We start from the raw sequence: 12725 nt of genomic DNA on the forward strand, positions 1-12725 counted from the left end.
TGGGCCTTTACTTCAGGGTGTTCGGGGTCATTCGGCCAGTGCCCGGGTGACGACCTCGCGCACGTCGTTGCTCAGATCGTTGCGAGCGGCCACGCGGGCAATGGCTTCGCGGGCGGCATTGCGATAGGGTTCGGCCAGCTTCTTCCAGCGATCCAGGGCGCGGGCCAGGCGGGCGGCAACCTGCGGATTGATGGCATCGAGTTCGATGACGCGCTCGCTCCAGAACACGTAGCCTGCCGCATCGATGCGGTGGAACGCGCCCGGATTGGCGCTGCAATAGCTGAAGATCACGCTGCGCGCGCGGTTGGGGTTGCGCAGGGAGAAGTCGGGATGCTGCAGCAACTGGCGAACCTTGGGCAGCACGTCACCCCCACGGTCAGGTGCGCCAGCCTGGAGGGCAAACCATTTGTCCAGCACCAGGGCTTCGTCCCGGAACAGCGCGTGAAAGCGCGCCAATGCATCGGCCGCCAGCGCATGGTCGGCACCGACCAGTGCGCTCAGGGCGTTGAAGCGGTCGGTCATGTTGCCCGCATCCTTGAAGCGCTGGTAGGCCTTGCCAGGCCAGATCACGTCGCCGTTGTGGCGGGCCGCCAGGCAGAGCATGGTCAAGGCCAGGCCGGCCAGCGCACGCCGCCCGCAGGAAACCGTGTCCGGGCTGTAGCCCCCGTTGTCCCGGTGCGCGTCCCAGGCCCATTGCCAGTCGTGGGCCAGTTCGCTGGCCAGTTGTTCGCGCATGGCTTCCCGCACCGCATGCACCCGCTGGGGGTCCACGATGTCCAGCTGCTCCGAAATGTAGGTTTCCGATGGCAGCGTCAGCACCAGTTCCTTGAACGCGGCGTCCAGGGCCGGATGGCGCAGCACCGCGCGCATGGCATCGATGAAAGCGGCGTCCAGCACCCGGACCTCGCGCGGGTTTGACGGGCCCTGGATGAAGTGCACCGCGCGCTTGAGCGCCAGCCGCTGCCCGGCTTCCCAGCGGTTGAACGGATCGGTGTCATGGGCCAGCAGCGTCAACAGCTGATGATCGCTGTACTCGAAGTCCAGCACCACCGGCGCGCTGAACCCGCGCAGGATGGAAGGAACGGGCTCGGCATCCACGTCTTCGAAGACCACGGTTTCACTGGCCTGCGTCAGGACCTGTGTGCGCGCCGAGGTTGGAAGCTCCTGGCCGTCCGCCTGCAGCAAGCCCATGGCCACGGGGATCACGAACGGCTGTTTGTCGGTCTGGCCCGGTGTCGGCGCGCAAGTCTGTTCGAACGTGAGCGTGTAAGTGCGCGCGTCGCGGTCGTGGTGCCCGCTGGCGCGCAGGTGAGGGGTGCCGGCCTGGCTGTACCAGCGCTTGAACTGTGGCAACTGCGCGGCCAGTGGCGAGTCAGGGTTGGTGTCCGCGATCGCCTGCGCAAAGTCGTCGCAGGTCACGGCCTGGCCATCAAAGCGTTCGAAGTACAGCTTCATGCCGCGGGTGAAGCCTTCGCGGCCCACCAGCGTCTGCATCATCCGCACCACCTCTGCGCCCTTTTCGTAGATCGTGACGGTGTAGAAGTTGCTGATTTCCAGGTACTGGTCCGGGCGCACCGGATGGGCCATGGGGCCGGCATCCTCGGGGAACTGCGCGGTGCGCAGCACGCGCACGTCTTCGATGCGGCGAACCGCGCGCGCGCTGGCCTCGCCGGCCATGTCCTGGCTGAACTCCTGGTCGCGGAAGACGGTCAGGCCTTCTTTCAGGGACAGCTGGAACCAGTCACGGCAGGTCACGCGGTTGCCGGTCCAGTTGTGAAAGTACTCGTGGCCGACCACACTTTCGATGTTGGCGTAATCGGTGTCGGTGGCGGTGGCGGGGTTGGCCAGCACGTACTTGGTGTTGAAGACGTTCAGGCCCTTGTTTTCCATGGCGCCCATGTTGAAGTCGCTGGTGGCGACGATCATGAAACGCTCCAGGTCCAGCGGCAACCCGAAGCGGGCTTCGTCCCAGGCCACGCTGGCCATCAGGGAGTTCATGGCGTGTTCGGTCTTGTCGAGGTCACCCGGGCGCACGTAGACCTGCAGCGTGTGCTCCTGCCCGCTGCGCGAGACGATGCGCTGCTCCCGGCTGACCAGCACGCCGGCCACCAGTGCGAACAGGTAGGCGGGCTTGCGATGCGGGTCCACCCATTTCGCGAAGTGCCGGCCGTCGTCCAGGTCACCCTGTTCGACGAGGTTGCCGTTGGACAGCAGCACGGGGTACTTCGCCTTGTCTGCGCGCAGCGTCACGGTGTAGCTGGCCATCACGTCCGGGCGGTCGAGGAAATAGGTGATGCGGCGGAAGCCCTCGGCCTCGCACTGGGTGAAGAACGAGTCGTTGCTGACGTACAGGCCCATCAGCTTGGTGTTTTTCGCTGGGGCACAGGTGGTGAAGATTTCCAGCTCGATGGGTTCGGGGCCTTCGGGCAGGTTCTCCAGAACCAGCTGGCTGCCGTCCATCTTGAACGAGGTGCCGGCCCCGTTGACCAGCACGCGGGCCAGGTTGAGCTCGTCGCCGTCCAGGCGCAGGGGCTGGCCGGGCAGATCGGTGTTGCGGCGCAGGCGCATGCGGTTGAGCACCCGCGTCTTGGCCGGGTCGAGGTCGAAACTCAGCTCGACGGTGTCGATCCAGTACGGCGGTGGGCTGTAGTCTTCGCGACGGGTCGCGGTGGACGTGCCAGGGGCATCACGAAACAACATGAAGTGTCTCCAGAAAATTTGAATGAACCAGCTCGTCGAAATCCCGCACCGCCGCCAAGACGTGCGGGCCGGCGAGCTCCTCGGCGGTGTGGCTGCTGCAGACCGCCACGGCCTGCATGCCGCCGCGCCGGGCCGCCTCGATGCCAAAGGGAGCGTCCTCGAACACGATGCAGTGCGCCGGGTCGGCGCCGATGCGCCGCGCGGCCTCCAGAAAGATGTCCGGCCGGGGCTTGCCAGGTAGGCCCTCATCGCCGCCGACAATGGCCAGCGGGGCCGGGTCCATCTGCAGCTGCGACAAGGTGAAGGCGATGTTGTGCCGGTCGCCCGCGGTGCCCACGGCGATCTTCAGCCCGCGCGCGGCTGCGTCGCAGGCAAATCGCTTGAAGCCACTCACCTCCCGGAACTCGGCGGCAAAGAGCTCCCGGTAGATGGTTTCCTTCTCGTGGGTGATCTGCGCCGCCTCCTCTGCGCTGACGTTGCGGCCCATCAGTTCGCAGGCGCACTCATAGGCGGTACGGCCGGTGGTGCGTCGCATGAGGTCGGGCACGTCCACCGCCAGTTCGCGGCGGCGCGCGAACTCCACCCAGGCCCGGGCGTGCCAAGGCATGGAGTCGACCATGGTGCCGTCCATATCGAAAACAAGGGCCTCGACCCTGCGCATCAGACGCCCTGCTTCAGCGAGGCTTCGATGAACACGTCCAGGTCGCCATCCAGCACTTTCTGGGTGGCCGAGACCTCGACGTTGGTGCGCAGGTCCTTGATGCGGCTGTTGTCGAGCACGTAGCTGCGGATCTGGTGGCCCCAGCCGACATCGGTCTTGGTGTCTTCGAGCTTCTGCTGCTCTTCCATGCGCTTGCGCATCTCGAAGTCGTACAGCCGCGACCGCAGGCGCTTCCAGGCCACGTCGCGGTTGCTGTGCTGGCTGCGGCCGTCCTGGCACTGCACCACGATGCCGGTAGGGATGTGGGTCAGGCGTACCGCCGAATCGGTCTTGTTGATGTGCTGACCGCCAGCGCCGGACGCGCGGAAGGTGTCGGTGCGCACATCGGCCGGGTTGATCTCGATCTCGATCGAGTCGTCGATTTCTGGGTAGACGAACAGCGAGGCGAACGAGGTGTGGCGGCCGCCGGAGCTGTCGAACGGGCTCTTGCGCACCAGGCGGTGCACGCCGGTTTCGGTGCGCAGCAGACCGAAGGCGTACTCGCCCTCGACCTTGATCGTGGCGCTCTTGATGCCGGCGGTGTCACCGGGCGTCTCGTCTTCCACCGTCGCCTTGAAGCCCTTGCGCTCGGCGTACTTGAGGTACTGGCGCAGCAGCATGCTGGCCCAGTCGCAGGCCTCCGTGCCGCCGGCACCTGCCTGGATGTCCACAAAGGCGTTCAGCGGGTCGGCCGGGTTGTTGAACATGCGCCGGAACTCGAGCTGTTCCACATCGGCGGCCAGCTTGGCGGCTTCGCCCTCGATCGTGAGCAGGCTGGCTTCGTCGCCTTCTTCCTTGCTCATGTCATAGAGTTCGATGTTGTCGGCGAGCTCGCTGGTGAGCTTGGTCAGAGTGACCACCACGCCGTCGAGTGCCTTCTTTTCCTTGCCCAGTTCCTGGGCGCGTTTCGGGTCGTTCCAGACGGTGGGGTCCTCGAGCCAGGCGTTGACGGTTCTCAGGCGCTCCGATTTGGCATCGAAGTCAAAGATACCCCCGGAGGGCTTCGGTCCTGGCGCGCAGGTCCGTGAGTTGGGCGCCGATCTGGTTGATGTGTTCTGCTTCCATGACGGGTTCTTCCAATGTGTCTGTGACCCGTCATTTTCTCACGCCGCACCGTCTGACGCCGAGGGGCCAGACGTGGGCGACCGGCCCCGCCTGGCGCACCGGCAAAAAGGCCTCGGCAGTCAGGTTCAGCGCGTTCGTCAACCCGCCAGGAATTCCTCGATCAGCGCCGCCAGCGCCTCGGGCTGGTCGTGCTGCAACATGTGGCCCGCGTCCTGCACCACGGCGATGCGGCAGTCGGGCACGGCTTTCAGGCGCTCGTGGTACTCGTCCAGCGTGTACTTGCCCTGCCACCACTGGCCCAGGCTGTCGTCGGTGGCCTCCACAGCCAGTGTCGGCGCGGTGATGCGGCGGTAGATTTCCAGCACCTCGTCCACCCGGTACAGCTGCGCGTTGATGATCTTGTGGGCCGGGTCGCCCTGGATTTGCCACTTCGTGGTTCCGTCCGGCTGGACACGGGGCGCCGCCCACTCACGGGCCAGCCACTCGGCCCGGTCCTGGCCCAGGCGCGGGTTGGTCTTCATCAGGCGGCGCGCGACGCCCGCCGCGTCGTCATAGGCCTTGAGGTCCAGCTCGCCGCGGTGCAACGCCTTGAGGTCGTCCATCCACTTCGCCAGTCGCCCGGGCGCCTGCGAGGGCCGGGTGGCCGGCATGCCGAAGCCTTCCAGGTTGATCAGCCGGCGGATGCGCTGCGGGCGCACCCCGGCATACAGCATGACCACGTTGCCGCCCATGCTGTGGCCGACCAGGTCGACCGGCTGCTCGGGCGCATAGTGGTCCAGCAGGGTGTCCAGGTCCGCCAGGTAGTCAGGGAACCAGTAGTTGTCGGTGCCGGGCAGGGCGGTCTGGCCGTAACCGCGCCAGTCCGGGGCAATGATCTGCCGCCCTTGTGCAAACGCGTCGGACAGGGCATCGACCACGAACTGGTACGACGCCGCCACATCCATCCAGCCATGCACCATTACCAGCGGCGGCACGCCGGGGCGGGCCTCGCCCCAGATGCGGACGTGGTACGTGAGGTGGCGGACGGGGATGAACTCGCTGCGCGAGGCTCTCTTGATTGGGTACATTGGGCGCATTATTCAGGAGACACCCCATGGCAGTCAGTCAAGACAGGGACAAAGCAGGTTCCGGCGCAACCGACCCCTACGCGGCAATGCACCACGGCTTTCGCTGGCCCCGGCCGGAACGCTTCAACATCGCCCAGGTGTGTTGCCGGCGCTGGGCGCTGGGCGGCAAGGGCGCATCGGGTGGTCCTGAAAACATAGCAGTCATCGACCATTCCACGCTGGGAAGTGGCACGTTTCATTCATATTCTGAGCTGCAGGAGGCCGCCAACCGGCTGTCGAACCTGCTGGTCGCGCAAGGCGTGTGCCGGGGCGACCGGGTGGCCATCGTGCTGCCGCAGCGCTTTGAGACCGCGGTGGCCTACATGGCCGTGCTGCAGATGGGCGCAGTGGCCATGCCGCTGTCCATTCTGTTCGGTCCCGAGGCGTTGGAGTTCCGGTTGCAGGACAGTGAGGCCGTGCTGGCGATCGGCGACGAGGCTTCGATCGGCGCCGTGCAGGGCGTGCGCGCACGCTGCCCGCAGTTGCGGACCGTGGTAGGCCTTGGGGCGGCCACGGACGCTGACCTGGACGCCGCGGCGTCCATGCGGGGCGCGTCGCCCGATTTCGATCTGGTGGAAACCCAAGCCGACGATCCGGCGGTGCTGATCTACACCAGCGGCACCACCGGCAACCCGAAGGGCGCGCTGATTCCCCACCGCGCGATGATCGGCAACCTGAGCGGCTTCATCTGCAGCCAGAACTGGTTCGGGTTTGACCCGGCGGCGTATCCAACCCTGGCCGATGTGGTGGCCGTCGGGTCCGCCGAACCGTCCGTGCGGCCATCATCGCAGGCGGTGTTCTGGTCGCCCGCCGACTGGGCCTGGACGGGCGGCCTGATGGATGCGCTGCTGCCCAGCCTGTACTTTGGCCGCCCCATCGTCGCGTACAACGGCCGCTTCAGCCCAGAGTTGGCGTTTTCGCTGATGCAGCAGCACGGCGTGACCCATAGCTTTCTTTTCCCGACCGCGCTCAAGGCCATGATGAAGGCCTACCCCGAGCCGGCAAAACATTTCGCGGTGCACCTGCAGGGCCTGATGAGTGCGGGCGAGGCGGTGGGTGACGCCGTCTTCAACTGGTGCCGCGAGCAGCTGGGCGTGACGGTCAACGAGATGTTCGGCCAGACCGAGATCAACTACATCGTGGGCAACTGCGCGGTCCAGTGGCCGGCCAGGGCCGGCAGCATGGGCAAGGGCTACCCAGGCCATCGCGTCGCAGTGATCGATGACGAAGGCCAGGAATGCCCGGTGGGCGTGCCCGGCGATGTGTCGCTGCACCGGTTCGACGTGCATGGCGACCCCGACCCGATCTTTTTCCTGGGCTACTGGAAGAACGAAGCCGCCACGGCGGGCAAATTCACCGGCGACTGGTGCCGCACCGGTGATGTGGCCGTGCGCGACGCCGATGGCTACCTCTGGTACCAGGGCCGGGCCGACGATGTGTTCAAGGCGGCCGGCTACCGCATTGGCCCCGGCGAGATCGAGAACTGCCTCGTCAAGCACCCGGCGGTGGCCAACGCGGCCGTGGTGCCCAAGCCGGACCGGGAGCGCGGCTCGCTGGTCAAGGCCTATGTCGTGCTATCTCCTGAAACAATAGCAAAACGTGACCATTCTGCGCTGGGAAGGATGCAGTTTGAGCAGGAACTGGTCGCAGAACTGCAGGCCCACGTGCGCGGCCAGCTCGCGCCCTACGAGTACCCCAAAGAGATCGAGTTCATCGACGCACTGCCCATGACCACCACGGGCAAAGTGCAGCGGCGCGTGCTGCGGCTGCAGGAGGAGGCCAGGGCGCGGGGCGACACGAACTGAAAACCCGGCGACAGCGCGCTCGCGTCTGAGCCCGTAAACTGGCCGCCCGTTCGCCCACCATCCCCGACATTCAAGCCGATACCACCGATGAACACCATCCAACTGGGTCAAAGCGACCTGCACGTCACCCCGATCTGCCTCGGCACCATGACCTTCGGCGAGCAGGTCGATGAGGCCAGCGCCCACGCGATTCTGAACCGCTCGCTGGAGCGCGGCGTCAACTTCATCGACACCGCCGAGATGTACGCGGTGCCGGCGCGTGCCGAAACCTGTGGCGCCACCGAAACCATCATCGGCAACTGGTTTGCGAAAAACCCTGGCGTGCGCCAGAAGGTGGTGCTGGCCACCAAGGTCGCGGGCCCTTCGCGCGGCATGCCCTGGATCCGCGCCGGCGGTGGGATGACGGCGGCCGACATCGGGGCCTCGTGCGACGCCAGCCTGCGCCGGCTGCAGACCGATGTGATCGACCTGTACCAGATCCATTGGCCCGAGCGCCACGTGCCGGCCTTCGGCATCGTCTATTACGACCCGACCAAGGAGAAGTCCGAAACGTCCATCCGCGAACAGCTGGAGGCCCTGGCGGTCCTGGTCAGGGCCGGCAAGGTGCGCCACATCGGCCTGTCGAATGAAACGCCGTACGGTGTGCACGAGTTCCTGCGCCTGGCCGAGCAGCACGGTCTGCCCCGCGTGGCGAGCATCCAGAACCCGTACTGCCTGATCAACCGGACCTTCGAGAACGGTCTGGACGAAACCTGCCACCGACTGGGCGTGTCGCTGCTGGCCTACTCGCCGCTGGGCTTCGGCCTGCTGACCGGCAAGTACGACGCCACCGGCATCGCCTCGCCCGAGGCGCCTCAGGGCCGCATGGCGAAGTTCGAATCGATGAAGAAGCAGCGTTGGGGCCGCCCGGAGGCGCTGGTGGCCGCGCGTCGCTACAACGCCCTGGCCCGCGAGCACGGCCTGACGCCCTCGCAGCTGGCGCTGGCCTTCTGCTACACCAAGTGGCAGGTCGCCAGCACCATCATCGGTGTCACCTCGCTGGCGCAGCTCGACGAAGACCTCGACGCATGGGGCACCACCCTGTCGCCCGAGCTGCTCAAGGCGATCGATGCGATCCGTTGGGAGCTGCGCGACCCGGCGCTTTAAAGTGGACTAGAGCGGCGCACGCGCGTCAGAGTTCTGCGCAAGCCGTACTCAGACGGCAACGGCACCGGGCCTACTTCCCGTCTGGTGCCGTCATCGCCTTCACAAACAGGCCGAGAACCTGCAGGCCGCCTTGGGTGATTTGTGCCGTGAAGTTTGCAGGCTGAATATCGATATAGGCGTCCGCAGGCGCGTCTGCGCCTTGGGCTGCGCGTCCCAGGGCGCCCAGCAGGCCCGATCCCCGCGCATTGGTGCCTTCACCCTTGACACCCGAGAGTTCGAGTCCGCGCACGGGCACCGCCTTGGTGAGTGTGAACAGGTTGCGCGAGCTGGGCAGGCCGCTCAGGTTGACCCCGTTGACGAAAATGGCCGTGCCATCTTCCACGAAGCGCGGCAAGGGGTCGGTCTCGAACTCCCAGGAGGCGGACTTGAGGATCATGTTTCCATACTGCGCCGACGAACCCCAGCCCTTGCCTTTCTGCTCGATCATGGAGACCGTCATCCGCACCGCCAGCAGGGGCGCCTGCAATGTTTTTGCAGCTGTAGCACTGCCCAGCACCAGGGTCATTCCCCGCAGGGACTGACCGCCGTCGCCGGGGAGCCACTTCTTGTCGATCAGGCCGTTCAGGATGATGGGCAGCCCTTTCGCCGAGACCAGCATGTTGACCGCCATGTGCTTGTCCTTGCGCACACCGGTCTCAATGTTGTCGATGAATGGCGAGGCGGTCCCCGCCTTGCGGATTTCCTGGAAATTGGCGTTGGCATCGAGTTCGGATTGCGGCACGACCTCGATGCCAGCGGCCTTCAGGTCTGCGACGAAGCCGTCATACAGCTTGTCAGCCACCGTTTGCAGAAGGGCAGCATCGACGCCGCGGGTCTGCGTGAAATAGGTGGCGCTTTGTGCCTGGAACATTCCAAAGCTGCCAGCCGACCGTTCAATGCCCTGGTCGCGCACGAACTGGATGAAGAACGACGAAATGGCGACACGCTTGTTGGCGCCCAGGCCTCCGGATTCCTGGGCCTTGACGTAGTCCGCGACGGAAAGTGCCTGGTCGGAAGGCGGTGTTTGGGCAAACGCAAACGTCGCGAAAGCGCTGAATGCAAGTGCAACTGTCGCTTTGGAGAACTTCAGCATGGGGGCCTCGTGGGTGTCAAAAAGTGGTTCAAGCAGGTCGTTTGACCCATTGGTGTCGATGCATAGGGGGTCTGCGATATCCGCAGAAAACTTGCGCCGCGGTTTCAGCATAGCCCGATACCCTTTGGAATGAAAACACCTCAAACAGGGGGGCGTTTGCAGCGCCAAGGCGTCGATCGATCCGCGAGGCTGGCCAACCGAAGCTTTGACGGGTACGAAGTGGCCCCTCGTGGTTGTGGAAAATGCGCCGATATGGCCAAAAAGGATCACGTCTCCGAAACCCCCGCCACCGCGCTGCTCAAGGCGAACCGTGTGGCCTTCACCGAGCACCCGTACGAGTACCTGGAGCACGGCGGCGCGCAGCACAGCGCGGAGGTGCTGGGCTGGGACCCGTTTGCCGTCGTGAAGACGCTGGTCATGCAGGACCAGGACGCCAGGCCGCTGCTGGTGCTGATGCACGGCAACCGCAAGGTGTCGACCAAGAACCTGGCGCGGCAGATCGGTGCCAAGTCGGTCGAGCCCTGCAAGCCCGAGGTCGCCAACCGGCACAGCGGCTACCTCGTGGGGGGCACCTCGCCGTTCGGCACCCGGCGGACCATGCCGGTGTTCATCGAAGAGAGCATTCTGGCGCTGCCGAAAATCCTGATCAACGGCGGGCGGCGCGGCTACCTGGTCGGCATCGACCCGCAGGTCTGCGTCCAGGTGCTGGGCGCGCGGCCCGTGCAGTGTGCGCTCGTAGAGTGATCACCCCCTTGCGACGCTGGCAAAATGGCGCGCTTGCCTAGGAGCACCCTTTGGAAACCCTGTATCCCCTGCTCGCGGCCGTGGCCGCCTACCTGGTCGGTTCGCTGAGTTTTGCCGTCATCGTGAGCCGCGCCATGGGCCTCAACGACCCGCGCACCTTCGGCAGCAAGAACCCCGGCGCCACCAACGTGCTGCGCTCGGGCAGCAAGCCGGCGGCGGTGATCACGCTGCTGCTCGATGCGGCCAAGGGCTGGCTGCCGGTGATGCTGGTGCGCTGGTTTGGCCCGTCCGTCGGTCTGGGCGATGGCACGGTGGCGCTGGTCGGGCTGGCGGCTTTCCTGGGACACCTGTACCCGGTGTTTTTCAAGTTCGAAGGCGGCAAGGGCGTGGCCACGGCGCTGGGCGTGCTGTTCGGCATCAGCGGCTGGCTCGGCCTGGCCACCGCGCTGACCTGGCTGATCATTGCGTACTTTTTCCGCTACTCCTCGCTGGCCTCGCTGGTGGCCGCGGCCTTTGCGCCGGTCTATTACCTCTTCGGCGACCGGGTGGCCTGGTATGCGGACAAGTCGATCACGCTGGCCCTCTTCGTGATGGCCATGTTCCTGGCCTGGCGCCACCGCGAGAACATCAACCGCCTGCTGGCGGGCAAGGAATCGAAGCTGGGGTCCAAGAAGTGAGCGAGCTGCGCCGCCTGCATGTCGCGGCCCGCTACAGCGAGGCCGCCGTCTTCAACGGGGTGGTGTACCTGGCCGGCATGGTGCCCGAGTGCGACGCCACCGACATTGCTGCGCAGACGGCCGATGTGCTGGCCCAGGTGGACCGTCGCCTGGCCGAGTGCGGCAGCGACCGCACGCGCATCCTGCGCACGCAGATTTTCCTGGCAGACATTGCCGACATCGGCGCGATGAACGCCGTCTGGGACGCCTGGGTGCTGCCCGGTTCGGCGCCGCCGCGGGCCACGGTGCAGGCCGCGCTGGCCGACCCAGGCTGGCGCATCGAGGTCGTGGTCACCGCGGCGGTGGCGCCAGATCAGTCCTGATTTGATAGCTGAATGTGACCATCCGACGCTGGGAAGTGGCCAAAAAGACTCGAAATTAGCTTAATAGCGCCGCTCCAGCACCATCTGGTCGTTGTCGCGGCGCATCTGGAAGCGGTTCAGGTAGCTGTTGCCCAGCAGCACGAAGGGCATGCCCTGGGGCGTGACGACCGCGTCCACGTCGTACACCTCCACGTCGCCGATCCGCACCGACGCCAGTTTCACGCGCCAGCCCTGGGCCAGGCCGTTCGCGGTGCCAACCCGCACGGGCTGGCCGTCGCGGTAGGCGAGTCCGATGCGCTCGGCGTCGCTCACGCCCATCGCCACCGTTGAGGCCCCGGTGTCCACCATGAACTGCACCGGCCGCCCGTTGATGCTGCCGGAACCCATGAAATGGCCGCCCCCATCAGCCGGCAGCGAGATCCGCCCGCTGCTGGCCTGGCCGCGCTCACCCAGGCTGGCCGGGGATTCCCCGAGGCGCAGCGTAAGGCGCTTGCCGCCCACCTCCACGACGGCCGCGTCGCTGCTGGTGGACACGACCCTGACGCCTTGCACCGTTTCGCCGACCGCCACGCTGCGCGGCGCGCCGCCATCGATCATCAGCAGGGCCCGCGAGCCCAGCATGCCTTGCAGCGCGACAGATTGGGCCCATGCGCCGCTGGCGAGGGCGGTGACCAGCCCAACAGCCCACACGCACCGGGCGGCAAGGGGGAGGATGGCGCGAGCCCGACCCGAAAGGGGCGCCTGCCTTGCAGGGCCGGCGCTGCACGCCGGGTGGCAGGCGTGGGGCATGCCGCTTCAGTCCCGGAAATTGTCGAAACTCAGCGGAATGTCGGTCATGTCCTTGCGCAGCAAGGCCATGGCAGCCTGCAGGTCGTCGCGCTTGGCGCCGGTGATGCGCACCGATTCGCCCTGGATCGAGGCCTGCACCTTCATCTTGCTGTCCTTGATCAGGCGGGTGATCTTCTTGGCGTCGTCGGAGGCGATGCCGTTCTTGACCTTGATGACCTGCTTGACCTTGTCGCCGCCGATTTTCTGCACGTCGCCCATGTCGAGGAAGCGCACGTCCACGTTGCGCTTGGTGAGCTTGTTGCGCAGGATGTCCTCGATCTGGGTCAGCTGGAAATCAGCGTTGCCGATCAGGGTGATCTCCTTGTCCTTGAGCTCGATGGCGGCCGGAGTGCCCTTGAAGTCGAAGCGGGTGGCGATCTCCTTGGCCGTGTTGTCGACCGCGTTTTTCACTTCGGGCAGGTTGGGTTCGCAGACAGCGTCAAAAGAAGGCATGGGGGAC

Annotated in this window: 12 protein-coding genes; 5 read left to right on the top strand and 7 right to left on the bottom strand. The window is 65.9% G+C overall.

Annotation, left to right across the window (positions count from 1 at the left end; genetic code table 11):
- Positions 1-27: 27 nt before the first annotated feature.
- From pepN to ACMUOY_RS06395, 4 genes are all read right to left on the bottom strand, one after another.
- Positions 28-2700, bottom strand: a complete 2673-nt coding sequence (pepN, locus tag ACMUOY_RS06380) for an aminopeptidase N (protein ID WP_413891862.1) — start codon at positions 2698-2700, stop codon at positions 28-30.
- Positions 2687-3361, bottom strand: a complete 675-nt coding sequence (locus ACMUOY_RS06385) for an HAD family hydrolase (RefSeq protein WP_413891863.1) — start codon at positions 3359-3361, stop codon at positions 2687-2689. Before ACMUOY_RS06385 ends, pepN begins: the two co-directional genes overlap by 14 nt.
- Positions 3361-4465 (bottom strand): peptide chain release factor 2 gene (gene prfB / locus ACMUOY_RS06390; protein ID WP_413891864.1). Its coding sequence is split into 2 segments (ribosomal slippage): positions 3361-4383 and positions 4385-4465, totalling 1104 coding nucleotides; the frame shifts between segments, so codons are not numbered across the junction. The genes ACMUOY_RS06385 and prfB overlap by 1 nt, the downstream gene beginning before the upstream one ends.
- Positions 4466-4602: 137 nt before the next feature.
- Positions 4603-5532, bottom strand: a complete 930-nt coding sequence (locus tag ACMUOY_RS06395) for an alpha/beta fold hydrolase (protein WP_413891865.1) — start codon at positions 5530-5532, stop codon at positions 4603-4605.
- A gap of 26 nt (positions 5533-5558) precedes the next feature.
- Between ACMUOY_RS06395 and ACMUOY_RS06400 the strand changes: the two genes are divergently transcribed.
- Both ACMUOY_RS06400 and ACMUOY_RS06405 read left to right on the top strand, forming a co-directional pair.
- Positions 5559-7376 (top strand): acyl-CoA synthetase, encoded by a 1818-nt coding sequence (locus ACMUOY_RS06400; protein WP_413891866.1) that lies wholly within the window; start codon positions 5559-5561, stop codon positions 7374-7376.
- 87 nt (positions 7377-7463) lie between these two features.
- Positions 7464-8522 (top strand): aldo/keto reductase, encoded by a 1059-nt coding sequence (locus tag ACMUOY_RS06405; protein WP_413891867.1) that lies wholly within the window; start codon positions 7464-7466, stop codon positions 8520-8522.
- Positions 8523-8592: 70 nt separating this feature from the next.
- Here the strand turns inward: ACMUOY_RS06405 and ACMUOY_RS06410 are convergent, their stop codons facing one another.
- Positions 8593-9654 carry a hypothetical protein gene (locus ACMUOY_RS06410; protein ID WP_413891868.1) on the bottom strand — a complete coding sequence of 354 codons (1062 nt, stop codon included), beginning with the start codon at positions 9652-9654 and terminating at the stop codon, positions 8593-8595.
- 252 nt (positions 9655-9906) lie between these two features.
- Here ACMUOY_RS06410 and ACMUOY_RS06415 point away from each other — a divergent pair, with 252 nt between their 5' ends.
- Genes ACMUOY_RS06415 through ACMUOY_RS06425 form a run of 3 tightly spaced genes read left to right on the top strand, consistent with a single transcriptional unit; the run spans position 9907 to position 11437 of the window.
- Positions 9907-10398 (top strand): aminoacyl-tRNA deacylase, encoded by a 492-nt coding sequence (locus ACMUOY_RS06415; protein ID WP_413891869.1) that lies wholly within the window; start codon positions 9907-9909, stop codon positions 10396-10398.
- A 50-nt stretch (positions 10399-10448) separates the two neighbouring features.
- Entirely contained in the window at positions 10449-11075 is a 627-nt protein-coding gene (gene plsY / locus ACMUOY_RS06420) for a glycerol-3-phosphate 1-O-acyltransferase PlsY (protein WP_413891870.1), read from the top strand.
- Positions 11072-11437, top strand: a complete 366-nt coding sequence (locus tag ACMUOY_RS06425) for a RidA family protein (RefSeq protein WP_413891871.1) — start codon at positions 11072-11074, stop codon at positions 11435-11437. Before plsY ends, ACMUOY_RS06425 begins: the two co-directional genes overlap by 4 nt.
- Before the next feature lie 60 nt (positions 11438-11497).
- Here ACMUOY_RS06425 and ACMUOY_RS06430 read toward each other — a convergent pair whose 3' ends face one another.
- Together ACMUOY_RS06430 and ACMUOY_RS06435 are read right to left on the bottom strand one after the other, a co-directional pair.
- Complete coding sequence (locus tag ACMUOY_RS06430; protein WP_413891872.1) at positions 11498-12127, bottom strand: TIGR02281 family clan AA aspartic protease; 630 nt, start codon at positions 12125-12127, stop codon at positions 11498-11500.
- A gap of 105 nt (positions 12128-12232) precedes the next feature.
- Positions 12233-12718: a nucleotide-binding protein gene (locus tag ACMUOY_RS06435; RefSeq protein WP_413891873.1), complete on the bottom strand. Its 486-nt coding sequence runs from the start codon at positions 12716-12718 to the stop codon at positions 12233-12235.
- Positions 12719-12725 lie beyond the last annotated feature (7 nt).

Origin of the sequence: Candidatus Skiveiella danica, from assembly GCF_022705245.1 — a bacterium.
Classification (GTDB): Bacteria; Pseudomonadota; Gammaproteobacteria; order Burkholderiales; family Burkholderiaceae_C; genus Skiveiella; species Skiveiella danica.